General features: G+C 60.4%; 23 protein-coding genes. 12 read left to right on the forward strand and 11 right to left on the reverse strand.

Annotated elements, in window-relative coordinates; genetic code table 11:
• Positions 1-38 precede the first annotated feature (38 nt).
• From SIC17_RS05310 to coxB, 8 genes are all read right to left on the reverse strand, one after another.
• Positions 39-698: an SURF1 family protein gene (locus tag SIC17_RS05310; protein WP_412546603.1), complete on the reverse strand. Its 660-nt coding sequence runs from the start codon at positions 696-698 to the stop codon at positions 39-41.
• Between the two features lie 74 nt (positions 699-772).
• Complete coding sequence (locus tag SIC17_RS05315; protein WP_291894780.1) at positions 773-1,069, reverse strand: DUF983 domain-containing protein; 297 nt, start codon at positions 1,067-1,069, stop codon at positions 773-775.
• A 77-nt stretch (positions 1,070-1,146) separates the two neighbouring features.
• Complete coding sequence (locus SIC17_RS05320) at positions 1,147-1,998, reverse strand: cytochrome c oxidase subunit 3 (protein WP_412546604.1); 852 nt, start codon at positions 1,996-1,998, stop codon at positions 1,147-1,149.
• A 70-nt stretch (positions 1,999-2,068) separates the two neighbouring features.
• The gene (locus SIC17_RS05325) at positions 2,069-2,593 is read right to left on the reverse strand and encodes a cytochrome c oxidase assembly protein (RefSeq protein WP_412546605.1); all 525 of its coding nucleotides are present in this window, start codon (positions 2,591-2,593) and stop codon (positions 2,069-2,071) included.
• A 43-nt stretch (positions 2,594-2,636) separates the two neighbouring features.
• The gene (locus tag SIC17_RS05330) at positions 2,637-2,909 is read right to left on the reverse strand and encodes a hypothetical protein (protein ID WP_412546606.1); all 273 of its coding nucleotides are present in this window, start codon (positions 2,907-2,909) and stop codon (positions 2,637-2,639) included.
• Entirely contained in the window at positions 2,909-3,817 is a 909-nt protein-coding gene (gene cyoE / locus SIC17_RS05335) for a heme o synthase (protein WP_412546607.1), read from the reverse strand. Before cyoE ends, SIC17_RS05330 begins: the two co-directional genes overlap by 1 nt.
• A 91-nt stretch (positions 3,818-3,908) precedes the next feature.
• Positions 3,909-5,543 (reverse strand): cytochrome c oxidase subunit I, encoded by a 1,635-nt coding sequence (gene ctaD, locus SIC17_RS05340; RefSeq protein WP_412546608.1) that lies wholly within the window; start codon positions 5,541-5,543, stop codon positions 3,909-3,911.
• An 11-nt stretch (positions 5,544-5,554) separates the two neighbouring features.
• Positions 5,555-6,430: a cytochrome c oxidase subunit II gene (gene coxB, locus SIC17_RS05345; protein WP_412546609.1), complete on the reverse strand. Its 876-nt coding sequence runs from the start codon at positions 6,428-6,430 to the stop codon at positions 5,555-5,557.
• Positions 6,431-6,832: 402 nt separating this feature from the next.
• Between coxB and tldD the strand changes: the two genes are divergently transcribed.
• From tldD to SIC17_RS05380, 7 genes are all read left to right on the forward strand, one after another.
• Complete coding sequence (gene tldD / locus SIC17_RS05350; protein ID WP_412546610.1) at positions 6,833-8,245, forward strand: metalloprotease TldD; 1,413 nt, start codon at positions 6,833-6,835, stop codon at positions 8,243-8,245.
• 124 nt (positions 8,246-8,369) lie between these two features.
• Positions 8,370-9,506 (forward strand): hypothetical protein, encoded by a 1,137-nt coding sequence (locus tag SIC17_RS05355; RefSeq protein ID WP_412546611.1) that lies wholly within the window; start codon positions 8,370-8,372, stop codon positions 9,504-9,506.
• 282 nt (positions 9,507-9,788) lie between these two features.
• A complete protein-coding gene (locus tag SIC17_RS05360) occupies positions 9,789-9,935 on the forward strand; it encodes a hypothetical protein (protein ID WP_412546612.1) in 147 nt (48 codons plus the stop codon).
• A complete protein-coding gene (locus SIC17_RS05365; RefSeq protein ID WP_412546613.1) occupies positions 9,913-10,392 on the forward strand; it encodes a hypothetical protein in 480 nt (159 codons plus the stop codon). The genes SIC17_RS05360 and SIC17_RS05365 overlap by 23 nt, the downstream gene beginning before the upstream one ends.
• A gap of 291 nt (positions 10,393-10,683) precedes the next feature.
• Positions 10,684-12,729 (forward strand): TonB-dependent receptor plug domain-containing protein, encoded by a 2,046-nt coding sequence (locus SIC17_RS05370; protein ID WP_412546614.1) that lies wholly within the window; start codon positions 10,684-10,686, stop codon positions 12,727-12,729.
• 150 nt (positions 12,730-12,879) lie between these two features.
• Positions 12,880-13,776 carry an aspartyl protease family protein gene (locus SIC17_RS05375; RefSeq protein ID WP_412546615.1) on the forward strand — a complete coding sequence of 299 codons (897 nt, stop codon included), beginning with the start codon at positions 12,880-12,882 and terminating at the stop codon, positions 13,774-13,776.
• An 80-nt stretch (positions 13,777-13,856) separates the two neighbouring features.
• Positions 13,857-14,795, forward strand: coding sequence for a retropepsin-like aspartic protease (locus SIC17_RS05380; RefSeq protein WP_291894822.1), 939 nt, complete (start codon positions 13,857-13,859; stop codon positions 14,793-14,795).
• Positions 14,796-14,872: 77 nt separating this feature from the next.
• Here SIC17_RS05380 and SIC17_RS05385 read toward each other — a convergent pair whose 3' ends face one another.
• From SIC17_RS05385 to SIC17_RS05395, 3 genes are all read right to left on the reverse strand, one after another.
• Entirely contained in the window at positions 14,873-16,582 is a 1,710-nt protein-coding gene (locus tag SIC17_RS05385) for a peptide MFS transporter (RefSeq protein ID WP_366940095.1), read from the reverse strand.
• A 228-nt stretch (positions 16,583-16,810) separates the two neighbouring features.
• A complete protein-coding gene (locus SIC17_RS05390) occupies positions 16,811-18,184 on the reverse strand; it encodes a glutamate--cysteine ligase (protein WP_412546616.1) in 1,374 nt (457 codons plus the stop codon).
• Between the two features lie 161 nt (positions 18,185-18,345).
• Positions 18,346-19,110: a 16S rRNA (uracil(1498)-N(3))-methyltransferase gene (locus SIC17_RS05395; protein WP_291894831.1), complete on the reverse strand. Its 765-nt coding sequence runs from the start codon at positions 19,108-19,110 to the stop codon at positions 18,346-18,348.
• Positions 19,111-19,187: 77 nt separating this feature from the next.
• Here SIC17_RS05395 and ubiA point away from each other — a divergent pair, with 77 nt between their 5' ends.
• From ubiA to SIC17_RS05420, 5 genes are all read left to right on the forward strand, one after another.
• Positions 19,188-20,114: a 4-hydroxybenzoate octaprenyltransferase gene (ubiA, locus tag SIC17_RS05400; protein WP_412546617.1), complete on the forward strand. Its 927-nt coding sequence runs from the start codon at positions 19,188-19,190 to the stop codon at positions 20,112-20,114.
• Between the two features lie 87 nt (positions 20,115-20,201).
• Positions 20,202-21,620 (forward strand): M16 family metallopeptidase, encoded by a 1,419-nt coding sequence (locus SIC17_RS05405; RefSeq protein WP_412546618.1) that lies wholly within the window; start codon positions 20,202-20,204, stop codon positions 21,618-21,620.
• 19 nt (positions 21,621-21,639) lie between these two features.
• A complete protein-coding gene (locus SIC17_RS05410) occupies positions 21,640-23,064 on the forward strand; it encodes a M16 family metallopeptidase (protein ID WP_412546619.1) in 1,425 nt (474 codons plus the stop codon).
• 123 nt (positions 23,065-23,187) lie between these two features.
• Positions 23,188-23,850, forward strand: coding sequence for a class I SAM-dependent methyltransferase (locus SIC17_RS05415; RefSeq protein WP_291894844.1), 663 nt, complete (start codon positions 23,188-23,190; stop codon positions 23,848-23,850).
• Between the two features lie 115 nt (positions 23,851-23,965).
• Entirely contained in the window at positions 23,966-24,397 is a 432-nt protein-coding gene (locus SIC17_RS05420; protein ID WP_291894847.1) for a MarR family winged helix-turn-helix transcriptional regulator, read from the forward strand.
• The last annotated feature ends 14 nt before the right edge of the window (positions 24,398-24,411 follow it).

Raw genomic sequence — 24,411 nt, forward strand, 5'->3', positions numbered from 1 at the left:
TGTTACCCGCTCTTATAACATGTTTCGCCGAAGCGGGCTTATTGGCGACGCTTGAACAGCATCGCGGCGTAGACCGCCATCAGCGCGAGGGCCAGTCCGAACCAGGTCAGCGCATATCCAAAATGTTTGGAGGGAGGCGTCTGACTGAGGCTCGCCGGCATGCCACTGTCCTCACGGATCCAGACCGGCAGGAGCTGGTCCGGATCGATATCCAGGGCACGCGCCATTTCGATCCGGTCAAAGCTATACCACTGATTGGTATCTGCTTCGTTGCCAGGTGTGAACAGTCCTGCAGTGACCGCAGGCTCTGCCCGCCAGACGCGGGGACGGGAGACACGCTCGCCCTCGAGGGTCTCGAAAGCACTCTCAATAAGGATAAAGCGCTGTTTGCCGGTCTCGCAGTCAGCAACCCGCAAACTGCCCAGGCGCACCCAGCCGGGCTGGCCGCGCAGGGCATAGAGGCGCAATTCCTGTCCGGAAAGCGGCGCCGGCCCCGATACGCGCGGGCTGAACTGGCTGTCGCCCAGCGCGCAGACCGCCGCCTGGAAGCTGTCCGCCTCGCCACGCGCTTCATACTGGTCGATCAGCGTGCTCTTCCACGCCATGCGCTGCATCTGCCAGGTGCCAAGGCTCAGCAGGATTGCGAGAGAGGCGATCGTGAAAACAGTCAGCCAGATGGGGAAACGGGTCGGTGTCATGAGTGCCGGTCTAATCCGCCTTGGCTGGAAACACCAGCCGCTAGGATGTCGCGGGATTGTCCCACCAACAGCGGTCAGTCGTCCAGGCGTGCTTCCTGGGCATCGTGCTTGAACTGCAGGGCAAAGAGCACCCCCTTGAGCGGACGGATGCAGGCGATCGTGGCGATCGGGATCATCGGGAGCTGGATCAGCAAATGCACCCAGATAGGTGGATGGTTGAAGGCGACGGCGACGAGCAGGAAAACCACCATCGCAAGAAAGCCGACAATGAAGAGGGCAAAAACCGATGCGCCATCACCGACATCGGCATCCTCAAAAGAAACGCCGCAGGCATCACACCGCGGCGCTATCTTGAGCAGTCCGTTGAACATGGAACCCTCTCCGCATTTTGGACAACGGCCGTGAAAGCCGGTCGCAAACGGAGAGGGATTGTCCATGCAGTCTCGCCTTACTGGTAGACGACGTAGACGAAGGCGAACAGGAAGAGCCAGACCACGTCGACGAAGTGCCAGTACCAGGCAGCGGCCTCGAGACCGAAATGCTTCTCCGGCGTGAAATGCCCGGCCATCAGGCGCAACAGGCAGACGGCGAGGAAGATGGTACCGATGATGACGTGTGCACCGTGGAAACCGGTCGCCATGTAGAAGGTGGAACCATAGAGGTTGCCGCCATCCGCCATGGAGAAGGCGAAGTGGGCTTCCTGGTACTCGTAGACCTGCAGTGCGGTGAAGCAGAGGCCCAGGATTACCGTGAACAACAGACCCAGCTTGGCGCCTTTGCGGTCATCGTGCTGCAGCGCGTGGTGCGCCCAGGTCACGGTGGTGCCGGAGAGCAGCAGGATGAGCGTGTTCATCAGCGGGATGTGCCACGGATCGAAAGTCTCGACACCGGCCGGCGGCCAGGTCGCGAGGCCCGGATCGAGACGCACCTCGTGGAAGATCGCGTATTCGAAAAATGCCCAGAACCAGGCAACGAAGAACATCACTTCGGAAGCGATGAACATGATCATGCCGTAGCGCAGGTGGATATCGACAACCGGCGTGTGGTCACCCGCACGCGATTCCTTGATGACATCTGCCCACCAGCCGAACATCGTGATCAGCACGATGAGCAGGCCAATGAAGAAGCCCGCAGAGGCGTTCGGGCCGTAGAAGAAGGCCAGCGGGTGCTCGGCACCGACAAGTCCCTTCATCCAGGCGACCGCACCAACGGCCAGCAAAAAGGCGCCCAACGAGCCGACGAACGGCCACGGGGATGGGTCCACAAGGTGGTAGTCGTGCTTAACAGCCTGCCCAGCCATCGCGAATCTCCTGCGATATCAAATCAGCCAATTGGCCCGGTGATACCCGGACACGGCGAAAGGTTCAATGCTAAGGCGCGGCGTCGCTGGAAGCGGACGCAGCACCATCGGTTTCAAAGAAGGTGTAAGAGAGGGTGAAGGCGCTCACATCGTCCATGCGGCGCTCGTCATCGATCAGCGGATCGACAAAGAACAGCACGGGCATGTCCATGCTCTCGCCCGGCTCCAGCGTCTGCTCGGTGAAACAGAAACACTGGATCTTGGAGAAATACAGCGCGGCCTTGTAGGGCGCGACATTATAGGAGGCGATACCGGTGACCGGCTGGTCCGACGTATTCGTCGCGCGGTAATAGGCCAGCCCGCTCTCGCCGACACGCACGGTCAGCGAACGCTGCAGCGGCTCGAACGTCCACGGCATCTCACGCTCGGTATTGGCGTCGAAATAGACCGTGACTTCACGCTCGAGGATTTCGCCGGCCTCGCCCACAGCCACCTGCGTCGTACCGCCGTAACCGGTCACGCGGCAGAACAGGTCATACAGCGGCACCGCTGCAAAGGCAGCGCCCACCATGGTCAGGGCGCCAAAGGCAGCCATCACGGCAACACGGGTGTTCTTGTCTTGCGGAAGGCGGATGATCCTATCCCCCTACATTCTGGCTGAGACGGGTGACCGTCACCAGGAAAACCACAACCATGAAGCCAATCAGGCTCCAGGCGATGGCGATATTGCGCTTCTTGCGCGCGGCGAGTTGTTCCTCGGTCAGGCTGACACTCTCACCGGAAGGCTGGCCTTCGCGGTGATGGAACCCGAAATTCTCACTGGCCGGCGCGCCGGAACTGTCGAGACGCTCCGGAGCAGTCTCGTCATTCGTGTTGTCACCAGTCGTGTCGGAACCGTTTTCGGGGGCCATTACAAGTTTACTCCGGGAACTGCCCAATAAGCATCAAATGCGTGCTCAACAATCAATGCGGCAAAAAGGACCGTCAGATAGCCGATCGAGAAAGCGAACAGGTCGCGGGCGGCCTTGTCGCCGGCGCGAACGGCATAGAGCGCGCCGTCTTCAGCGGAACCGGCCTCGCCGGCCCGGGAATTATAGATACGCCAGGCCAGAAGCAGGAAAAGCGCGCCACCGCCAAGCGATGTCGCTGCATAGACCAGCCCGCCCAGGCCCGTCAGCACCGGCGCTCCGGCAAAAACGACCAGAACAATCGAATAGAGCAGGATCTGCAGACGGGTGGACTTGGCGCCCTTGGCGACGGGCATCATCGGTACATTGGCCGCGGCATAGTCGCCGGACTTGTACAGGGCCAGGGCCCAGGAATGCGGCGGCGTCCACAGGAAGATGATCATGAACAGGATCACCGCATCCAGCGAGATCTCACCGGTCGCAATCACCCAGCCGATCATCGGCGGGAAGGCACCGGCCGCACCACCAATGACGATATTCTGCGGCGTCGAGCGCTTGAGGATCATCGTGTAGATGACGGCGTAGAAGAAGATCGAGAAGGCCAGCAGGCCGGCCGCCAGATAATTGGCCGCCAGGGCCATCATCAGCACAGACAGGATGGAAGCCACCAGGCCCATGCCATAGGCATTGGAGATGGACACCGCACCGCGCGGCACCGGGCGCTTTTGCGTGCGCTTCATGGTGGCATCGATATCGGCGTCATAAGCCATGTTGAGCGCGCCAGCCGCGCCCGCCCCGATGGCCAGGGACACAATCGAGATCAGCGCCAGGAAAGGATCGACATCCGTCGGCGCTGCGATGAGCCCCGCAAAGGCGGTGAAGACGACGAGCGTCATCACCCTGGGTTTCATCAGGTCAAAATAGTCGCGGGGCGAGGCTGTTGAAACAGCCTCGCCCTCTGCGCGATGAACGCTTGAGTTCGTCGAGTGGTCCAAGATCTACCTACTTGATTTTCGGCAGCTCGTTGAACTGGTGGAAGGGCGGCGGAGAGGACAGCGTCCACTCGAGCGTCGTCGCACCTTCGCCCCACGGATTGGCGTCCGCCTTGCGACGGGAAATGATCGACTCGATCAGAACCACGAAGAAGAGCAGCATGCCGATGGCCATGATGACGTAACCCATGGACGATACCCAGTTCCACTGCTCGAAGGCATCCGGATAGTCGACATAACGACGCGGCATGCCCTGCAGACCCAGGAAGTGCTGCGGGAAGAAGATCACGTTCGCACCGATGAAGAAGAACCAGAACTGGGCGCGAGCCAGGAAGGAATTGTACTTCACGCCAAAGATCTTCTCGTACCAGTAGTACCAGCCCGCGAAGATCGCGAAGACCGCACCCAGGGACAGCACGTAGTGGAAGTGCGCGACCACGTAATAGGTGTCGTGCAGCGACTGGTCGATACCGGCATTGGCCAGCACCACGCCCGTCACACCACCAACGGTGAACAGGAAGATGAAGCCGATCGCCCACAGCATCGGTGTGCGGAACTCGATGGAACCGCCCCACATCGTCGCAATCCAGGAGAAGATCTTGATGCCTGTCGGAACCGCAATGACCATGGTGGCCGCCACGAAATAGGCCTTCAGATCAACCGGCATGCCAACGGTGTACATGTGGTGCGCCCACACGATGAAACCGATGAAACCAATCGCAACCATCGCATAAGCCATCCCCAGGTAACCGAAGACCGGCTTCTTGGAGAAGGTCGAGACGATGTGCGAGACGATGCCGAAACCGGGCAGGATCAGGATGTAGACTTCCGGGTGACCGAAGAACCAGAACAGGTGCTGGAACATCACCGGATCACCACCACCGGCCGGATCGAAGAAGGCCGTGCCGAAATTACGGTCGGTCAGCAGCATGGTCAGCGCGCCAGCGAGAACCGGCAGGGAGAGAAGCAGCAGGAAGACCGTCACCAGCATCGACCAGACGAACAGCGGCATCTTGTGCAGGGTCATGCCCGGCGCACGCATGTTGAAGATCGTGGTGATGAAGTTGATGGCACCCAGGATCGAGGACACACCGGCAACGTGCAGCGACAGGATCAGGAGATCCATGGCTGGCCCGGGGTGGCCTGTTGTCGAGAGCGGCGGATAGATCACCCAGCCACCGCCAAATCCGTCACCCGCACCGGAGCCCGGTACGAAAAGGGAAATGAAGGCCAGGAAAAAGGCCGCAGGCAGGAGCCAGAAGGAAATATTGTTCATGCGCGGGAAGGCCATGTCCGGCGCGCCGATCATCAGCGGCACGAACCAGTTACCAAAACCGCCGATCATTGCGGGCATGACCATGAAGAAGATCATGATCAGACCGTGCATGGTCGTGACAACGTTATAATTGTGCTCGTTACCGAACAGCGCACCCCAGCCAGTGTCTTCACCGGTGAAGACCTGGAGACCCGGCTCAGCCAGCTCCCAGCGGATCAGGCCGGACATCGCACCACCGATGACCCCCGCGAAGATCGCGAAGAGCAGGTACATCGTACCGATGTCCTTGTGGTTGGTGGAATAGACCCAGCGCTTCCAGCTCCACATGCTGGGCGTGTGATCGTCGTGTGTTGCAGCGTTTGCAGACATCGTACAGCCCCTTAGTCCAGTTGCGCCAGGCGCGTTTCGCGCTCTGCGACATTGTCAGCGATCAGTTGATAGGCTTCCGCGGAGTACGGGTCCTCGGCAACCATGGCGACCCAGCGGTCGAAAACATCACGGCTCACGGCATGCACTTCGATCGGCATGAAGGCGTGACGCACACCACACAGCTCGGAACACTGACCGTAGTAAGTGCCTTCCTCGGTGACGTGGAACCAGGCTTCGTTGATGCGGCCCGGAATGGCATCCATCTTGGTGCCAAAGGCGGGCATCGCCCAGTTGTGAATAACGTCGGCAGCGACGACTTGCAGGCGGATCGTCGTGTCGACCGGGATCACGATCGGCTGGTCAACAGCCAGATTGCGCGGCTGGTCCGGACGCAGATCCTCATCAGCAACCATGTTGGAGGTGAATTCCTCGATGCCGTGGTCAGGATATTCATAACCCCAGTACCACTGGTAACCCACGGCCTTGATGGTGAACTCCGCCGGCGGGATATCGCCATCCGGATCACTCGGGATCGTGTCCTGCAGGTAGAGCAGCGGGAAGGAGAAGAAGGAAATCACCACCAGGATCAGGACCGGAATACCCGTCCAGATCACCTCGAGCGTCGTATTGTGGCTGAACTTCGCCGGCACCGGGTTCGCTTTCTTGTTGTAGCGAATGATGATCCAGCCGAGCAGGCCCATGACGAAAAGTGTGATCGGAACAATGATCCACAACAGGATGTTATGGAAATCGTTCACTTGCTCCATGATCGGCGTGACACCGGGCTGGAAGCCGAGGCCTCCATCGGTCGGTTGTCCGACGATCGGCGTTGCGAAGGCGCTGGCCGAGGTGATCGCGGTGAGCGCTAATGCGGTCAGAAAACGCATGGCTTCCCCATACAAGTCAGGCGTGAAGGCAGGGTAGCCCCTGCCGATGGCGGCGGAATATAGTGCCGGTCGCAAGCGCTGTCAGGCCATCAACGGCATTTTTTGATGATCATTAGCACCCGCAGCCCGCGGACGCTATAAAATCCATCAAAATCAACACCTTGACCATGCAGAATCGAAACCACGACTGCACATCAATCCGTCGTAAGTCAGAACTGACACTCTTTATACCGTCAGCCAGAGCTATGTGCTGTGCCAAATCGTCTCACTTTCTGCGTCTTGCGAGAGGCTCGCAGTTTCCGATTCGAGTTCCGGCTCGGCCCGCTGATGTGGCTGATCTGTTTGCACTCCCGGCGCACTCCATTATGTCTGGTACATCCGATTTGCGAAGCGAGCCCCGCCATGTCCAACGATCCGATCGAACAATTCGACTTTACCGCGGACGATGTCCTGCCTGTTCTCGAGAACACGATGGCCGGGGCAGATGATGGCGAGCTCTTCCTGGAGACAGCCACCTCGGAGGCACTCGTCTTTGACGACGGGCGGCTGAAATCCTCCAGCTTCGATTCCAGTCGCGGCTTCGGACTGCGCTGCGTCCAGGGAGAGGCCTTCGGCTTTGCGCACTCTTCTGACTCCACGCTGGATGCTGTAAAACGCGCCGCCGAGACCGCTGCAGCCGTCAAGCGCGGTGCTGCTGGTTCGCTCGCTGCCCCGCCTGTGGGAACGAACACCAGGCTCTATGACGCCGTCGACCCGGTCTCATCGCCCACCTTCGAGGTAAAATCGGCCCTGCTGCAGGAAATCGATGCCTATTGCCGGGCCAAGGATGGCAGTGTGGTGCAGGTCAGCGCCTCGATCGCCGGCTCGCGCCAGGCGATCTCCGTCATTCGCGCGGATGGTGACATCAAGTCCGACATTCGCCCGCTGGTCCGCCTCAATGTCTCGGTGACCGTGGAACGTGATGGTCGCCGCGAGAGCGGTTCGGCCGGCGCCGGCGGCCGCGCCATGTTTGACGAATGGATCAAGCCGGACAGCTGGAAGGCCCTCGCCGACGAAGCCATGCGCATCGCCCGGGTCAACCTGGACGCCGTCGACGCGCCCGCCGGTGTCATGGACGTGGTTCTGGGCGCAGGCTGGCCTGCCGTCCTGCTGCACGAGGCTGTCGGTCACGGTCTGGAAGGCGATTTCAACCGCAAGGGTTCTTCCGCCTTTGCTGGCCGCATGGGCGAGCGGGTCGCCGCTGCAGGCGTCACCGTTATCGATGACGGCACCATGGCGGAACGCCGCGGCTCGCTGACGATTGATGATGAAGGCACGCCAACCGAACGCACGGTGCTGATCGAGGATGGCATCCTGACAGGCTATATGCAGGACCGCATGAATGCCCGCCTTATGGGCCAGAAGCCCACGGGCAATGGTCGCCGCCAGTCTTATGCCCACCCGCCCCTGCCGCGCATGACCAATACCTACATGCTGGCCGGCCAGCACAAGCGTGACGAAATGGTCGAAAGCCTGAAGGACGGCATCTATGCCGTGAATTTCGGTGGCGGCCAGGTCGACATCACCTCCGGCAAGTTCGTCTTCCAGTGTACCGAGGCCTATCGCGTCATCGACGGCAAGATCGACACCCCGGTCAAGGGCGCAACCCTGATCGGCGACGGCCCCACCGCACTCACCCAGATCACCATGATCGGCGATGATTTCGAAATGGATCCGGGCGTCGGCGTCTGCGGCAAGGCAGGACAAGGTGTCCCGGTCGGTGTCGGCCAACCCTCGTTGAAAATCGCCGGCCTTACGGTTGGTGGTGCCGGCTAGGCACCATTCATCGCGTGAAAACCACGGCTCGTCCGAGGAAGTCCCTTCTGACCCTTTGCTCCCACTCCCCGCCTCTCTAGGCCGGGGACAGGAGTAACCCGGGTTCAGGAGAATTGGACTCTGCATGCGTAATCTCATCTTGCAGGCGACCAGTGCCGTCGCTCTCGCCCTCGCCCTGACAACAGCCAGCGAGGGCCGTCAGGACGCACCCGCCAACACTGACGCCGTGGTCCGCTATGAGACCGGCTTTTTCGATCGTTTTAATCCGGTCACAGCGCTGGACATGATCCAGCAACTGCCCGGCTTTGCGCTGTCTTCGGGCGATGATGACCGCCGCGGCCTGGGTGACAGTTTCGGCAATCTGCTGATCAATGGCGAACGCCCGTCCAACAAGTTGCTGACGCTGGAAACGGTGCTGGGGCGGATCCCGGCAGACTCGGTTGCTCGCATCGAGCTCATCCAGGAAGCCCTGCCCCAGTTCGATATGCGCGGACACGCCCGTCTGGCGAATGTGGTCGTGGAAGACAATGGAAGCTCCGGCGCCTGGTCTTTCACACTCGAAAGGTCCGACTCCAACCGGATCGGTCCGCGCGGCAACATCTCCTGGAGCACCCGGCTCGGCTCGGCAGAAATCACCATGAGCCTGAATGGCGAACTGTATGGCAATCGCGGCCGGATCGATCAGCAGGTCTATTCCAATGGCGGCAGTGAGCTGACGGAAACGCGCCGCATCAATGAACAATATGTCTGGGCGCCGCTGCGCTCCTCCTTTTCGATGAACACGCCGCTGGGCTCTGACACCAGCCTGCGCCTCGATGCCTTTGCGGAGGCCTGGGTCTGGCATCTGGATCGCTGGCGCCAGGACTTCGACCCGGCAGACCCGGGCTCGGAGCCGATCGCGCTGGAACGCGGTTTCACCGAAAACCATGGCTCAAACTACAATATCTCGCCCACGCTCTCGCACGGTTTCAACGACCGCTGGTCCAGCAACACGACGCTGCTGGTGCGCCGCGACCGGGAGCGCCAGGGTCCACATCATTTCAATCAATGGCAGGCCGGTGTCGGCTTTGTCGGCGCATCGGTGATAGAGGGCGATTACGACATCGAGGAAACGGCACTGCGTCAGACTGTCTCCTGGAATCCGAATGAACGTCACAGCCTGGAATTTGGCGCCGAGACGGCCCTGAATTCGCGCGATAGCGATCTGCGCCTCTTCACCGATGACGGCAACACCGTCACCGAGGTCGACCTTCCCGTCTAGGCAACACGCGTCGAGGAAGATCGTCAGGAAATCTTCACCACCCACACCTGGACACTGTCTGACACACTGCAGCTGGAATCCGGGCTGCGCGTCGAGTTTTCCGAGATCACCCAGAGCTGCGATGCGGAGCAGAGCCGCTCGTTTGAATATCTCAAGCCCCGAGCCATTCTGACCTGGCGCCAGCATACCCGCACGCGTTGGCGCTTTTCGGTCCTGCGAGACGTCGCCCAGCTGCAGTTCGGGAAATTCGCCAGTTCCGTCGACCTCAATGATGATACCAGCGTGGTGGGCAATCCGGACTATGTGCCCCAGCGCTACTGGATCGCCGAAGCGGAATGGGAAAGACGGTTCGGAGATGACGCCTCGATCTCGCTCACGGCCCGCTACAGCGATGTCCAGGATCTTGATGGCTGGCTGGCTGGCGGCTGAGCGCAATGGATCTGTCTTCGACACACCAGGCAATATCGGTGATGCCAGCCGGCTCGACCTTCTGCTCTCCGCGACAACGCCACTGGATGCCATGGGCCTCAGCAATGCCGTGCTCGATATCGATCTAAGCTGGAATGATACCGAAGTCACCGATCCACTGACCGGCGAAACCCGCCGCTGGAGCGGACCACGGGAGTGGGGTGGACAAATGGACTTCCGTCAGGGTTTGCCGGTCAGGCAAGTGGCCTGGGGTTGGGATTTCAGCGCCTATGCGGACAGCGAAGCCTTCCGGGCCCGCGAATATCGCGCCGTTGATTCCGGCGAGCGTAGCCTGAACGCCTTCGTGGAAACGACACGTCTTGCCCGCGTAACCTCGCGTCTGGGCGTGCGGCATATGTTCGGCAATATCCACAATCGAGAGCGTGCATTTTTCACGGGATCGCGCGCGATGGCATAATCAATGCCGGAGAACATGAACAGCGCAAATCTTTCGGTGTGTTCTACATCACGTTCTCCGGAGCATTCTAAGCGGCTGAATTACATCAGATAGCCGTCCGCTAGCGAGGGGCGCACAAGCCCCTCCTCACGCCCCGGTGATGGACCTTACAGATTATTACATGGTTCCGGCCAACCACCTCGACTATCCCGAAACACGGGGAAGTTGGGCAGGCACAAACCCGGGGAACACATGCGAGGGAAATATCTGCGCGCGACAGCACTGGTCGCGCTGCTTTCGGCTTTCCAGCCGATGGCTTGGGCACAACAGGAAGTCATAGCAACAGAAGCCGCCGCGGTCGTCGAGGTCCAGGCTGGCGTGTTGAGCTATGCACCATCATTTTTCACAGCCTTTTCACCGTCGACCGCTCTGGACATGGTCCAGCGTGTACCCGGCTTCTCGCTCTCCGGGGGGGATGAGCAGCGCCGCGGTCTGGCCGACAGTTTTGGCAATCTGCTGATCAACGGCGCACGGCCTTCGAACAAGTCTCTGTCCCTGCAGACCGTCCTGCAGCGGATCAATGCCGGCGATGTCGAACGCATCGAACTGATCCAGGAAGCCCTGCCGCAATACGACATGCGTGGCAACCCGCGGCTGGTCAATGTGATCCTGCGCGAAGGCGCCGGCAATTCCGGTTCCTGGGCCGCAGTTGCCCGCCTGTCTGAATCGCACCGGATCGGGCCGGGTGGCGAGATTTCCTACACGACCCAGGTCGGATCGGCAGAGATGACATTCGGCTTCGAGGGCGGCTGGCAAGGCAATCTCTTCCGTCGCCGTGAATCCCTCTATGACAATGGTGGACAGGACCTGGCCGAGCTGCGCTGGGACAATGACCAGCGGCACTTCCAGGAATTCATCCCGACCTTCTCGCTGAACTGGCGCATCAATGACACGTCTTCCTTGCGGACGGACCTGCGTTACCAGACCTGGGAGTGGCGCCGGAACCACCGCTCCAACGTTGTCGACGGCACGGGTGCGGATCTGCGTTTCGAGGAAAGCTCGGCGGATGATGAGAACACCAACTGGTCTCTGTCATCGACCTATTCCCGGGACTTCTCTGACAATTTCTCGTCCGAGACGATCGCGTTGGTGACCCGCGAGGAATGGACCAACAATCCGGAATTCTTCAGCATCTACCTGTCGACCACCGGTTTTGACCGCGCCTCGATCTATGAGGGTGAAGGCGAGTACAAGGAAACGGCTATTCGCCAGACGTTCTCGTACAACCCCAATGATCGACATGCCGTCGAATTCGGTGGCGAGACGGCGGTTAACTCCCGCGATACCAGCTTCACCATTTCAGTTGATGACGGCACGACGGTGACCATGCTGGACCTGCCGGTCTCTGACACGATGGTCGAGGAAACCCGTTCCGAGCTTTTCGCCAACCACACCTGGACGGTCACCGATCGCATCAGCCTGGAAAGCGGCCTGCGTTACGAATTCTCCGAGATCGAGCAGACCGGTGATGCCGAGCAATCGCGCTCCTTCACCTACGCCAAGCCGTCCTTTACGCTGAATTATCGCCAGGACGATCAGAACCGCTACCGCGTCACCCTGCGCCGCGATGTGGCCCAGCTGAATTTCGGCCGTTTCGCCAGCCAGGTGGACCTGACCGACAACAACTCCACGCTCGGCAATCCGGATTACGTGCCCCAGCGCACGTGGACGCTTGAGGGCGAATGGGAACGCCGGTTTGGTGACGGATCCTTCTCTCTGGTGATCGGCTATGACTCGATCCAGGATCTCGATGGCTGGGTGCCGATCGAATCCAACGGCACTGTCTTCGACGCACCCGGCAATATCGGAGACGGCTCAAACTTCCGGGTGACGACGAACATCACATCACCACTGGACAATCTGGGTCTCTCGAATGCCGTCCTCGACGTGTTCCTGGAATACTATGACACCAATGTCGAAGACCCTCTGACAATGGTCGACCGCCACTGGTCAGGCTATCGCATGTGGGAGCTACGCCTCGATTACCGCCAGACATTCCCGGAGCGTCAGTTCGCCTGGGGTTGGGATTATTTCTGGCTGTCGGATGGCGAGATTTTCCGCGCCCAGGAATACCGTGTCCAGGGCTTCACCGATGGTGATCTCGACCTCTACGTCGAAACCACACGCTGGCTTGGCCTGACCCTGCGAGCCGGTGTCGATGGCGTCATCAATAATGGCGATGACCGCGAGCGCGTCTTCTACGACGGCTCCCGGGCTGACGGCATTATCGACCGTATCGAGTACCAGAATGAATCCATGGGCAAGACGTTCTACATCCGCGCACGCGGCACATTCTGACCGAAATGCTTCATCACAGGGACGGGGAAACCCGTCCCTTTTCACGCCGATGTGTTCAGGCCTGACTTGAAGCGGGACAAATCCTTTCAGAGAATAGGGAAATAAGGAACACGCGGCGTTGAAGCTGGCACCGGCAAGAGGAGAGTTTCATTGACCACAAGAAGCGCTGTTTCCTTCGCTCTGACTGCCCTCTGCCTGTTCGCCAGCATCGGTTCCAGCACCGCGACTGCCCAGGAGACTGAAACCACCACCCTTCACCTGGGATCCACGCCAGCAGGCCACCCGACTGTCGTCATCAATGTCGGTGAGTTTGGCCCCTACAATTTAATTCTCGATACCGGTGCCAGTCACACGGCAATTGCGCTTCCAATGGCAATGGAGGTCGGCTTTACGCCGAGTGAGACCTCGATGAGTGATGTGCAGGCGCTCGACACGGTTTTTGTCGCAGAAGAGTTCCAGATGCCAACGGTGGCCGTAAACGGCCATCCCATTGGCGAGGTTCACAGCATTGTTCTGCCTGCCGAAGGCGAAGAGCCTCTGAACTATATGGGCTTCCTCGCTACCAATGCGCTGGGAGTTGACCGCTACCGGCTGGATTTCGGGGCGGATCAGCTCATCCTCAATTCTGCCGCGCCGGAACATCAGGACGGCGTGTTTTCGACGGAACGAGGCCTGATCTATGCCGAAGCACGGATCGGCAACCGCCGCGCCCGAATTCGCGTCATGATCGATACCGGATCGCCGCGCACTTTCGTCAATGCGAGAATGCGCAACATGCTGCCAGATCGCGGCACCCGAATCACCTTCAACACCCGCGGCGTCGAGCAGGTTCGCCCGACAGCGACACGGGCGGTCACATTGCGCAGCCTGCGGGTCGGCGGCGCCTGTTTCGATACGGTACCCGCCCTGTTCGCCAATCTTGATATCTTTCGCTCTCTCGGCTGGCTGGACGAGCCTGCAATCATCCTGGGGATGGATGCCATGCAGTACCTCAACCTCGTCGTCGACCGGGAAAACGGAATTGTCGAACTCAGCCCCTCTTCATAAGAAAACTTCTGCCGGCGGCCGCGAGTTCAGTTCAGTGGAGTGCTCACACCCAGCATGCCCTGACACGGGCGGGAGGAAACATGAAGCCATCCGATCGACTGACCCGCGCCCTGGCCCTTGGCCTGGGCCTCGCCTGGCTTCCCGCCCCTGCCCTGCCACAGACCATTGAACTCGGCCGGACCGTGTCCGGACATGTCATCATGGATGTCGAAGTCGGCGAACACGGGGAGCATGTCTTTGTTGTCGACACCGGTGCCAACCGAACTGCCATAGCCCAGGCTGTCGCCGAACAGATGGGCTTCCAGTCCAGCTGGGTCGTCTCCGATGACGTCCAGTCCCTGACACGGATGTTCGAGGCCGAGCGGTTTGAACTGGCAGATGTCCGCCTGCCACACATACCCCCGCAGACGCTGCAGAGCGTCGTCATCCCGGATTCCACCACACGCAACACCATGATCGCCGGGCTTCTTGGCATGGATGCCTTTGCCGGGCGCCGCTACGGGATCGACTTCACCGACGGCCATATCCAGCTGGAACCGGAACACGTCTTTTTCGATGATGGCATCCTGGACCCCGAGAACGGTCTTCTCTACGGCGCGGCGCGACTGGGTACGGGTGAGCGGATTTTCCGCGTGGTCATCGACAGCGGCTCCGCCGTGTCCATCGCCAACCATGCCCTTCATTCGCGTTTTGTCCCTCGTAATGTGCTGAGCTACGAGCTGTCCGGCGTTGACGGTCGCATGGGCGACAACGCCAATGCCTTTCCGATCCGCCAGTTCCAGATTGGCGATCTGTGTATCAGCCGCCAGTACATAATGCGCGCCAATCTCGACATCTTCTACGCGCTGGGATGGGAGAATGCGCCAGCCCTGGTCATCGGCATGGACATCCTCTCCCAGGCCCGCGTAACCATCGACCAGCGCACCGGGGTCTGGGACATCCAGCCCACCGGCCGAGAGAACCAGTGCCGCAATGATGACCGCATCCAGCTGAGTGACCTGGAAGAACTCAGTCACTGATCAGCACAACCGGATAAGGGCCAAAGAAAAAGCCGCGGAGCGAACGCCGCGGCTTTTCCTGTCTGTGTGGAGAGGGATTAGCTGGCCGGACGGTCAGGTCCTGCGCCCGCTGCCTCTTCCTGGGCAAGGGTCGGCGTTGTCGCCTTGTCGGCATCAACCATAAGCCATTTGATCACCGGGGAGATCAACAGCATGCCTACAGCGATGGCCATCGCGACCAGGCCTACGTTCGAATACACCTCCGCATAACCTGACTTGGCCGCAGCGACATCGGTGATTTGACCACCAATGGTCTCCGCACCTGTCTGTGCTGCGATAACTGAAGCCAGGAAGTTGGACAGACCGGAATACAGGAACCAGGCGCCCATGGTCATGCCAACGACACGCGCCGGCGCCAGCTTGGTCACAGATGACAAGCCGACCGGCGAGACCATCAGCTCACCCATGGTGTGGATCCAGTAGATCAGGAAAATGAAATAAACTGCAGTGAGCCCCGTCTCACCGGAAAGCCCCATGCCACCCACAAGAGCGTAGAAACCCAGGCCCGCCAGGAAGACACCAAACGCGAACTTCACCGGCGTGGACGGGTTCATCTTGCGCTTTTCCAACCACAGCCACAGCCAGGCCAGCATCGGAGCGAAGACGATGATGTAGCCTGCATTGAGGAACTGGAACACCGGCGCAGGTACGGATACGCCGAACATGCTGCGATCTACCAGACGGTCTGTGAAGAGATTCAGCGAAGACCCAGCTTGCTCGAACAGAGCCCAGAACGGGATCTGAGCGAGAACAAAATAGATGGCCGCAAACATCTTCTTGCGTTCGTCACCCTGTGTCTTCACGAGGGCATATCCCACCAGAAGCACGAACATGGCGATACCAATATATCCGGCAACGTCCGCAAACAGGTCAGGGAATTTTACGATCATCATGGAAACCGCGACGATCGCGATACCGGTCAGATAGCAAGCCCACTCGACATTGATCGGTCCGAGCACTTTCTGCTTCAGCTTTTCGGGATTTGGAGGCTCGGCCTTACCTTCCAGCCAGGGCTGGAAGAAGAGGAATGTGAGAAGGCCAAACAGCATGCCGACGCCCGCTAGGCCAAAACCCCAATTCCAACCCCATGCAATGCCGATAATACCGACCGTCAGGGACGAGATGAAAGACCCCAGATTGATGCCCATATAGAAGAGCGAGAAACCGGAATCCCGACGCACATCCCCGACATCGTAGAGCTCCCCTACAATCGTTGAGATATTGGCTTTGAGGAAACCAACACCGGCGATGATCAGCGCCAACGCGAGATAGAGGATATTGACGTAGAGCTCTTCGCGCTCAATGCGCGTCATGTCGGAAGAGAACTCGAGACTGGCCGGCAAACCGACAACGTCCGGCTCTGCCACCACAAGCCGCGTGCCCGCGTCCTCGAAGGATATCTGCGACTGACCGGAGTCCGACACGATGATCTGGTTGGCGTCGCCGCCGCGGCCATCCAGAGTAATCTGGTACTCCGCACCCTCATACGTAAAGATCTCGCGAGAACCGCTGCCTTCAAAGGCCATGAGACCGTGACCAGCAACCAAAAGAATGGCGCCGTAGGTCACTGCTTTCCTCTGACCGAGATAGCGGTCAGCGAGTGAGCCACCAATGATTGTCATGATGTAAACCAGCGCCGTATAGGCGCCGTACATGATCGTGGAGCTCTCGTCAGAGAACAGGAAATGCTGGGTCAGGTAGATGATCAGCAGGCCACGCATTCCGTAATAGGAAAAACGCTCCCACATCTCAGTCAGAAACAGGATGGCCAGCCCGCGTGGATGACCAAAGAACGACGTATCGTGCTTGGAACGCACGACCGCCTCGGTATTGTCAGTCAATGTAATCTCCCCGTCCCCGCTCCCCGCGAGGCGTTACTCGGGCGTCAATTGACCATGTGAGAGCGCGACCGACAAGCTTTTGTGACGGCTGGAACTGAGGCCCAGCCTCACAATTTCGCGTGTTAGCGCTGACACCTAATAGGCGGCTTCAGTGAAGACCGGTTCGATGGAACCGTCCCATTCGCCGTTGAAACGCTCGATCAGCGCGTCGGCCCGCGTACGGCCGCTGGCCACGATCTCGTCGAGCTCGTCGAGGAAATGGCCTTCATTCTCGCCATAACCGTTCAACATGCGTCGCTTGTTGAGCCCTTCACGGGAGATCGCCAGCACTTCGCGGGCAAGTTCCGTCATGGAATGATCGCGCCAGCCGGCCCGCAGACCGTGGCGCCCCGCGGCGAGACGCAGACCCTCGCGTTCATCCGCGGTCCAGTCCTTGACCAGGTCCCAGGCCGCATCCAGCGCAGTATCGTCATACAGGAGCCCAACCCAGAAGGCCGGCAGGGCACACAGGCTGTCCCACGCACCGCTGTCCGCGCCACGCATTTCCAGGAAAGTCTTCAGACGCACTTCCGGGAAAAGGGTCGAGAGATGATCTTCCCAGTCGCTCATCACCGGCTTCTCGCCCGGCAGGGCCGGCAGGCGACCGTCCAGGAAGTCGCGGAAACTCTGGCCTGTCGCGTCGAGATACTCGCCATTGCGTTTGACGAAATACATCGGCACATCGAGGGCATAATCCGCATAGCGGTGGAAGCTCATCCCGTCTTCAAAGACAAAGGGCAGCATGCCGGTGCGGTTATTGTCGGTGTCGGTCCAGACATGGGACCGATAGGACTGGAAACCGTTGAGGCCGCCATCGCCAAACGGTGAATTGGCAAACAGCGCCGTCGCCACCGGCTGCAGGGCCAGGGAGACGCGGAATTTCTTGACCATGTCCGCCTCGCTGGAAAAATCCAGATTGGTCTGGACCGTACAGGAGCGGAACATCATCTGATGGCCCAGCGTGCCGACCTTGGGCATGTAGGCCTTCATCAGGCCATAACGGGCCTTGGGCATCATCGGCGTGTCTTCCAGCGACCATTTCGGCGAGAAGCCCAGCCCCAGGAAACCGGCACCGATCTCGTCGGCGACTTCACGGACTTCCTTGAGGTGACGGTTCACTTCGGCGCACGTCTGGTGGACATTTTCCAGCGGGGCACCGGACAGTTCAAACTGGCCACCCGGCTCCAGCGTGATCGAGGCACCATTGCGCTTGAGCGCAATCAGATACCCGCCCTCTTCCACCGGTTCCCAGTCGAAACACTTGAGACCCTCAAGCATTTTAAGCACCGAGGGCCCTTCCGTGTCATAGGGAAGCGGGTCATGCGTCTCGAGCGCGAAACCGAATTTTTCGTGCTCGGTGCCAATGCGGAAATTCTCCGCCGGCTTGCAGCCTGCCGCGAGGTATTCACCCAGCTGGTCGATGGATTCAATCGGAGCGCCTTCGCCACCGGGATTATAAGTGCCGCTCATCAAAGCGCCCCCGCCTAAAGCAATGTCCGCAACAGATATGTGGGTGTTCGGGGTGAAACAAGAGGCGACCGCTGAGATTCGCGGTGAAGTGAGCGAGCAATGGCGGCTTCACACCCTGTCCTCACCGTCACCTGTGGCACGCTCGCGCCGGCAAGGCCGACCTACTCCCAATCCCCGCAAACGCTCTGCCACAGCGTCAGCGCCGAGATCACCGCCGTCTCGGCGCGCAGGATGCGCGGGCCCAGACTGACGGCGTGGACAAAATCCAGACTGCGCAGGCGCTCGCGTTCTTCCGGGGTGAAACCGCCTTCCGGACCGATCAACAGGGCTGCGGGTTTGCCGCGCAGCTCGGTCAATGGACCCAGCGCCTGACTGGCCCGACCGCTATCGCCGCCCCAGGGGCGGGCGCCGTCATCGCCGGCTTCATCGCAATAGATGATCACCCGGCTCTCATCCCAGTCCTCGAGCATCTGGTCGAGCTTCACAGCCTCGTGGATCACCGGCAGGTCGAGGCGTTCGGTCTGTTCGGCTGCCTCCTTAGCGATGATCTCGAAACGATCAAGACGCATACGTTCAGACTGGGTGCGTGTGGTGATGACCGGGCGGATATCCGCCACGCCCAACTCGGTCGCCTTTTCCACGATCAGCTCGTTTTTCTGGCGTTTGACCGGGGCGAACATCAGCCAGAGATCGGGCACAGCGGCCTGTGGCCGGTTCTGTGTATCACAGGCCAGCACCGCGTTTTTCTTGTGTGCCTTGGCCACCGATGCCTGCCATTCGCCATCGCGGCCGTTGAACAGGCGAACATGGTCACCCTCTTCCCGGCGCATGACATTGATCAGATAGTGGCTGTCCTCCCGCGAGAGCGGCACAGCCTGCCCCTCGCCCAGGGGTGCATCGATGAAAAGGCGTGGATCCGTGCTCATGCCTTCGCTTTGCCCCGTGCTGCCCTTGTCCGTCAACCTGCCTTGATCTCGCCTTCGAGCTTTGCGAAACCACCTCCATGCAACTGAATTTCGACCGACGAGTCGCTGACAGCATCCCCCAGACCTGGGTGGATCGAGCGCCGACCGCTCTGAGACCCTATCTGCGCCTGGCGCGTTATGATCGACCGATCGGCTTCTGGCTGCTCGCCCTGCCCTGCTGGATGGGACTGTTGCTGGCGCGCGCCAATACCGGCCTTGGCTGGATCGATCTCTATTACGCGGCCCTGTTCGCGATTGGTGCGATCGCCATGCGCGGTGCCGGCTGTACCTATAATGACATCATCGATCGTGATCTGGATGCCCAGGTCGCCCGCACCGCGGATCGGCCGCTGGCGGCAGGAACCGTATCGCTGAAACAGGCCTGGGCCTTCCTGGGCGCACAAAGTCTGGTCGGACTGATCGTGCTGGTGCAATTGCCGCTGATCGCCATTTTCACCGGCCTCGGTTCGCTGGTGCTGGTCGCGGCCTATCCCTTCATGAAGCGCATCACCTGGTGGCCACAGGCCTGGCTGGGCCTGACGTTCAACTGGGGTGTGCCTGTCGCCTATGTCACCGCAAGCGGCCAGTTCGATTTCGCCGTGCTCGCACTTTACGCTTCCTGCATATTCTGGACGCTGGGATATGACACCATCTATGCGCACCAGGACAGCGAGGACGATGCCCTGGTCGGGGTGCGCTCGACGGCCCGCCTGTTCGGCCAGCACTCCCCCATCTGGGTCGGCGCCTTCTACGGGCTGACAGCCGGACTGGCCGGCGTGGCGCTTTACCTGGTCAACGCCTCGCCCTTTGCCGCTCTCCCCTTCGCGCTTTATTCCGCCCACCTGTTCAACCAGATCCGCCTGACCGATATCGAAGACGGTGCCGCTTGCCTGAAAGTCTTCAAGTCTAACCGCGAAACCGGGCTCCTGCTGAGTGCGACCTTCGCGCTTGTTACAATCCTGTAATACCAGAAGGCGATTTGATCGTTTGACCCGGCCCGCGTGCTGGGCTCACATGCGCCCCGTCCTGAGTTTGAGCGATATGGGGAGAGCATGACGATCAAACAGAGCTTGGCGCTGGGCCTTGGAGCCCTCGCGCTGGCGGCCTGTCAGCCTGCTACGGATAGCGGGGATCAAGGCGCCACCACGGACAGTGCGACACAATCCGCTGTTTCCACCAATTTCACCGTCGATGTCAGCTATCACACGCTCGACAACGGCCTGCGCGTTGTCCTGTCCGAGGACCACACCGTGCCGACCGCGACTGTCGCCGTCTATTACGGTGTCGGCTTCCGCAACGAGCCGCGCGGCCGGACCGGTTTTGCGCACCTGTTCGAACACCTGATGTTCCAGGGCTCGCGCAATCTGCCGCACGGCGCCTTCGACAGGCTGATCTATGGATCGGGCGGCGTGAACAATGGCTCCACCCGGTATGACTTCACCAACTATTTCGAGGTCGTCCCGTCCAACGCGCTGGAAGCGATCATCTGGGCCGAGGCCGACCGCATGGGTCAGCCGAACCTGGACGAAAGCCAGCTGGACAATCAGCGCGAAGTCGTTCGCAACGAGGTCTTCGTCAATGTCATCAACCAGCCCTATGGCGGCTGGATCTGGATCGACCTGCCGATGGTCGCCAATGAAAACTGGCACAATGCGCACAATTTCTACGGCGACCTGACCGATCTCGACGCGGCATCACTGGAAGATGCCCAGGCTTTCTTCGACCAGTTCTATGCGCCGAACAATGCGGTCATCGTTGTCGCCGGCGATATCGACAAGGACGAGACGCTGGGCTGGATCGAGCAGTATTTCTCCTACATCGAGGCGGGCGATCCCCTGCCGGAGATCGACACCTCCGAACCGCGCCAGGAAGAAGAGAAGTTCGACTATATCGAGGACAACCTGGCCAACCAGCCAGCCCTCGCCGTCGGCTATCACATGCCTGAACGTGGCACGCCGGAATATTACGCCATGATCCTGATCGACCAGCTGCTGGTCCAGGGTGATGACAGCCGCCTGACCCAGTCCCTGGTGTCGGAGGAAGGTTATGCGTCCGGCGTGTTTGGCGGCATCAACCTCCTGGGCAATGCCTTCAACTATTCCGGTCCGATGCTGTGGACTGTCGGCCTGATCCACGACAGCGAGTTCACCGTGTCTGAAGTCATGGGCACGATGGACACCACGATCGAGGGCATCCGCACCTCGCCAGTGACCGAGGCAGAGCTGGAGCGTGCGCGCACCAAGCTCTTGTCCGATTTCTACGGCACCGTGGACACATCCACGCGTTTCGGTCTCGTCGACCTGCTGGCCTCCTTTGCCATGTTCGATGACGATCCCAGCCGCATCAACCGGATCACGGAAGGCTTTGAACAGGTCACGCCGGAACTGGTGATGAGCACGGCGCAGGAATATCTGCGTCCGACCAACCGCACCGTGCTGGAAGTTCGCCTTGCCGGCGATGACAGCCAGTAAGCCCCGGGGAGAAAAAGCCATGACAGTCAAACTGTTTAGTGCCGCCCTCGCGGCCGCCAGCCTGATCGCCGCTCCGGCGATCGCGCAGATCAACGAGCAACCGGCTCTGGGTGAACCGGTCTCCTTCAACGTGCCGGACAATCGCAGCTTCACGCTGGATAACGGCCTGGAAGTCACCTTTATCCAGTACGGCCTGGCCCCGACCACGCAGATTTCCCTGCGCGTTCGTGCCGGCAATATCGATGATGGCAGCGATACCTATATCGCCGACCTGACCGCCAGCATGATGGAAGAAGGCTCCAACGGCCGCACGGCCGAGGAGATCGCCACCGAGATCGCCGCCATGGGTGGCGAGCTGGGTGTCGGTGTCGGCTGGCATTCCACCAATATCGGCGTGAATGTCCTGTCCCAGTATGCGACCGATGCAATGGGCATCATCGCTGATGTCGTCATGCGTCCGGACTTTGCTGATAGCGAGTTTGATCGTGTCCGCCAGAACCTGGTTCGCGATGTCTCCGTCTCTCGCGCCCAGCCGGGTCCGATTGCCACGGAAGCCTATCGTCGCCTGCTGTTCGGCGGTGACCACCCCTACGGCAATTCCCTGCCGACCGAGGACCAGGTCCGCGCTTTCGAGCTGAGCGATGTCCAGGCTTTCTATGACGCCAATTACGGCGCAGGCCGCACCCGCATCTATGTTGCCGGTCGTTTCGACGAAGCCGCCATGGAAGCGGCCATCCGTGAAGCGTTTGCCGACTGGGCGAGCGGTTCTGCTGATGCCTTGACCCCGGCCGCTCCGAGCGGTGGTCCGGTTGTCCAGTTCATCGATCGCCCGGGCGCCCCGCAATCCACGCTGCGGGTCGGTTTCCCGGCTGTCGGGATCGATCATCCGGATGCGCCAGACCTGGCCGTCATGAACGCCCTTCTGGGCGGCAGCTTCACCTCCCGTCTGACCCGCAATCTGCGTGAGGACAAGGGGTATACCTACTCCCCGGGCAGTGGTGTCACCTGGGGCATGGGCGGCGGTTACTGGACCTTCAATGCCGATGTGAACACCGAGGTGACAGGCGCAGCCCTGATGGAAACCTTCGGCGAGATCACGCGTCTGTCCGAAAACGCGCCTGACGCTGTTGAAGCGGACGGTATCCGCACCTGGATGTCCGGCATCTTCATCCTGCAGAATGCGTCCACGGGCGGGATTATCGGTCAGCTCAGCCTCCGCGATCTCTATGACCTGCCGGAAGACTATCTGGAAAACTACGTGCCCAGCCTCAATGCCGTCACCAATGACGACATTTCCCGCGTGGCCTCGACCTATCTCGACCTCGGCAATGTTGTCCTGGTTATCGTGGGTGACCTGTCGGTCATCGAGGAACAGGTGCGTGCCCTGCCGGAACTGGCCAATGCACGCTTCATCCTGCCGGCCCCGGCAGACGCTGAAGAGTAAGCCGTATCCTTGATGCGAAACGAGACGGCCGGGCCCAGCGCCCGGCCGTTTTGTCCTGTGCCGGCTGAACTTGCACCGCACCGGGCATGCGTTATGTCGAAGAGGCAAACCGCAGGAACGCCCGTGAAGCCGCTATCGCTCGACGACCCCCAGGCCTTTATCCGTGAGCACACCGACGTGCTGACACCGCCACTGGTGCCGGAAATCAAGCTGCACCTGGCCACCGAGACCGTGGACATCTGGGAACAGACCGAGGAAGCGCTGGGCGAGATGGGCCTGCCGCCCCCCTTCTGGGCCTTTGCCTGGGCGGGCGGGCAAGCGCTGGCGCGCTATTGCCTGGACAATCCTGACATCGTCAAAGGCAAACGCGTGCTTGATTTTGCGGCTGGTGGCGCTGTCTCCGGCATCGCCGCGAAAATGTCCGGCGCCGAACAGGTGACCGCCAGCGAGCTCGACGCCTTTGCGATCGAGGCCTGCCGGGCCAATGCCACACTCAACGCAGTCGAGCTGGATACCGAACTGGGTGATGTGGTCGGGCGTTTCGACGCCTGGGACGTGATCATCGCCGGAGATGTCTTCTACGAGGATGAAGGCGCCCGTCATATCGGTGCCTGGCTCGAGGAAAGCGCCCGCCGCGGCACACGCGTCCTGATCGGAGACCCGGGCCGATCCTTCCTGCCGCGCGAAAAACTCGACCGGCTCGCAGAGTATACAGTACCCGTCACCCGCGACCTCGAGGACCGCGAGGTTCGCTACGCCAAGGTCTGGTCCTTCAACACCCCGTGAATTCGCCCTTTGCGGTCGCAATTTCGTTTACAGTCACAGCCGTTTAGGGCAATGTCCCGCCGGTAAATTCGCTTCCGGCGCGAGCTCGCTGCGCCTCTACCAGTGGAGACTTGTCATGGCCCGCGTACGTGCGGTGGATCGCCGGCTGTTCTTGTTGCTCGAAATCGCAGCGCGCAAGCTCAATCGCGAGGCTGATGCCCGTCTCAAGGCGGAGGCCGGCGTGACCTCAGCACAGGCGGCCGTACTCTTCCTGCTGGCTCGCCGCGGCGAGCGCCGCATGGGCGAGATCGGCGAGATGCTGTCTTTGAACCCGCCTGCTGTAACCGGGCTGGTCAATCGCATGACAGCGCTCAACCTGGTTACCAAGACCGCTTCAGCCGATGACAAGCGCTCCGCGATCGTCTCCCTGACCGAAAAAGGCCGCGCCATGGGCGATGCAGCTGATCATGTTTTCAAGGACATGAACCAGGAGCTGGAAACCCAGCTGGGCGATGATGACAGCGATATGCTGCACCGGGTTCTGACAAGTCTGGCGGTCAGCGCCTGAACGCTCTAGTTTGC

It is taken from the genome of Maricaulis sp. MIT060901 (assembly GCF_047123815.1).
Classification (GTDB): Bacteria; Pseudomonadota; Alphaproteobacteria; order Caulobacterales; family Maricaulaceae; genus Maricaulis.

What these genes read in the sequence shown, in the direction of transcription:
- SIC17_RS05395 (WP_291894831.1), bottom strand. Translation starts at nt 19,110, where the DNA reads ATGAGCACGGATCCACGCCTTTTCATCGATGCACCCCTGGGCGAGGGG.
- SIC17_RS05355 (WP_412546611.1), top strand. Translation starts at nt 8,370, where the DNA reads ATGCGTAATCTCATCTTGCAGGCGACCAGTGCCGTCGCTCTCGCCCTC.
- SIC17_RS05320 (WP_412546604.1), bottom strand. Translation starts at nt 1,998, where the DNA reads ATGGCTGGGCAGGCTGTTAAGCACGACTACCACCTTGTGGACCCATCC.
- SIC17_RS05330 (WP_412546606.1), bottom strand. Translation starts at nt 2,909, where the DNA reads ATGGCCCCCGAAAACGGTTCCGACACGACTGGTGACAACACGAATGAC.
- SIC17_RS05405 (WP_412546618.1), top strand. Translation starts at nt 20,202, where the DNA reads ATGACGATCAAACAGAGCTTGGCGCTGGGCCTTGGAGCCCTCGCGCTG.
- SIC17_RS05385 (WP_366940095.1), bottom strand. Translation starts at nt 16,582, where the DNA reads ATGTGGGAGCGTTTTTCCTATTACGGAATGCGTGGCCTGCTGATCATC.
- SIC17_RS05310 (WP_412546603.1), bottom strand. Translation starts at nt 698, where the DNA reads ATGACACCGACCCGTTTCCCCATCTGGCTGACTGTTTTCACGATCGCC.
- SIC17_RS05325 (WP_412546605.1), bottom strand. Translation starts at nt 2,593, where the DNA reads ATGGCTGCCTTTGGCGCCCTGACCATGGTGGGCGCTGCCTTTGCAGCG.
- tldD (WP_412546610.1), top strand. Translation starts at nt 6,833, where the DNA reads ATGTCCAACGATCCGATCGAACAATTCGACTTTACCGCGGACGATGTC.
- ubiA (WP_412546617.1), top strand. Translation starts at nt 19,188, where the DNA reads ATGCAACTGAATTTCGACCGACGAGTCGCTGACAGCATCCCCCAGACC.
- cyoE (WP_412546607.1), bottom strand. Translation starts at nt 3,817, where the DNA reads ATGAAACCCAGGGTGATGACGCTCGTCGTCTTCACCGCCTTTGCGGGG.
- SIC17_RS05315 (WP_291894780.1), bottom strand. Translation starts at nt 1,069, where the DNA reads ATGTTCAACGGACTGCTCAAGATAGCGCCGCGGTGTGATGCCTGCGGC.
- ctaD (WP_412546608.1), bottom strand. Translation starts at nt 5,543, where the DNA reads ATGTCTGCAAACGCTGCAACACACGACGATCACACGCCCAGCATGTGG.
- SIC17_RS05410 (WP_412546619.1), top strand. Translation starts at nt 21,640, where the DNA reads ATGACAGTCAAACTGTTTAGTGCCGCCCTCGCGGCCGCCAGCCTGATC.
- coxB (WP_412546609.1), bottom strand. Translation starts at nt 6,430, where the DNA reads ATGCGTTTTCTGACCGCATTAGCGCTCACCGCGATCACCTCGGCCAGC.
- SIC17_RS05390 (WP_412546616.1), bottom strand. Translation starts at nt 18,184, where the DNA reads ATGAGCGGCACTTATAATCCCGGTGGCGAAGGCGCTCCGATTGAATCC.
- SIC17_RS05370 (WP_412546614.1), top strand. Translation starts at nt 10,684, where the DNA reads ATGGCTTGGGCACAACAGGAAGTCATAGCAACAGAAGCCGCCGCGGTC.
- SIC17_RS05365 (WP_412546613.1), top strand. Translation starts at nt 9,913, where the DNA reads ATGGCTGGCTGGCTGGCGGCTGAGCGCAATGGATCTGTCTTCGACACA.
- SIC17_RS05420 (WP_291894847.1), top strand. Translation starts at nt 23,966, where the DNA reads ATGGCCCGCGTACGTGCGGTGGATCGCCGGCTGTTCTTGTTGCTCGAA.
- SIC17_RS05380 (WP_291894822.1), top strand. Translation starts at nt 13,857, where the DNA reads ATGAAGCCATCCGATCGACTGACCCGCGCCCTGGCCCTTGGCCTGGGC.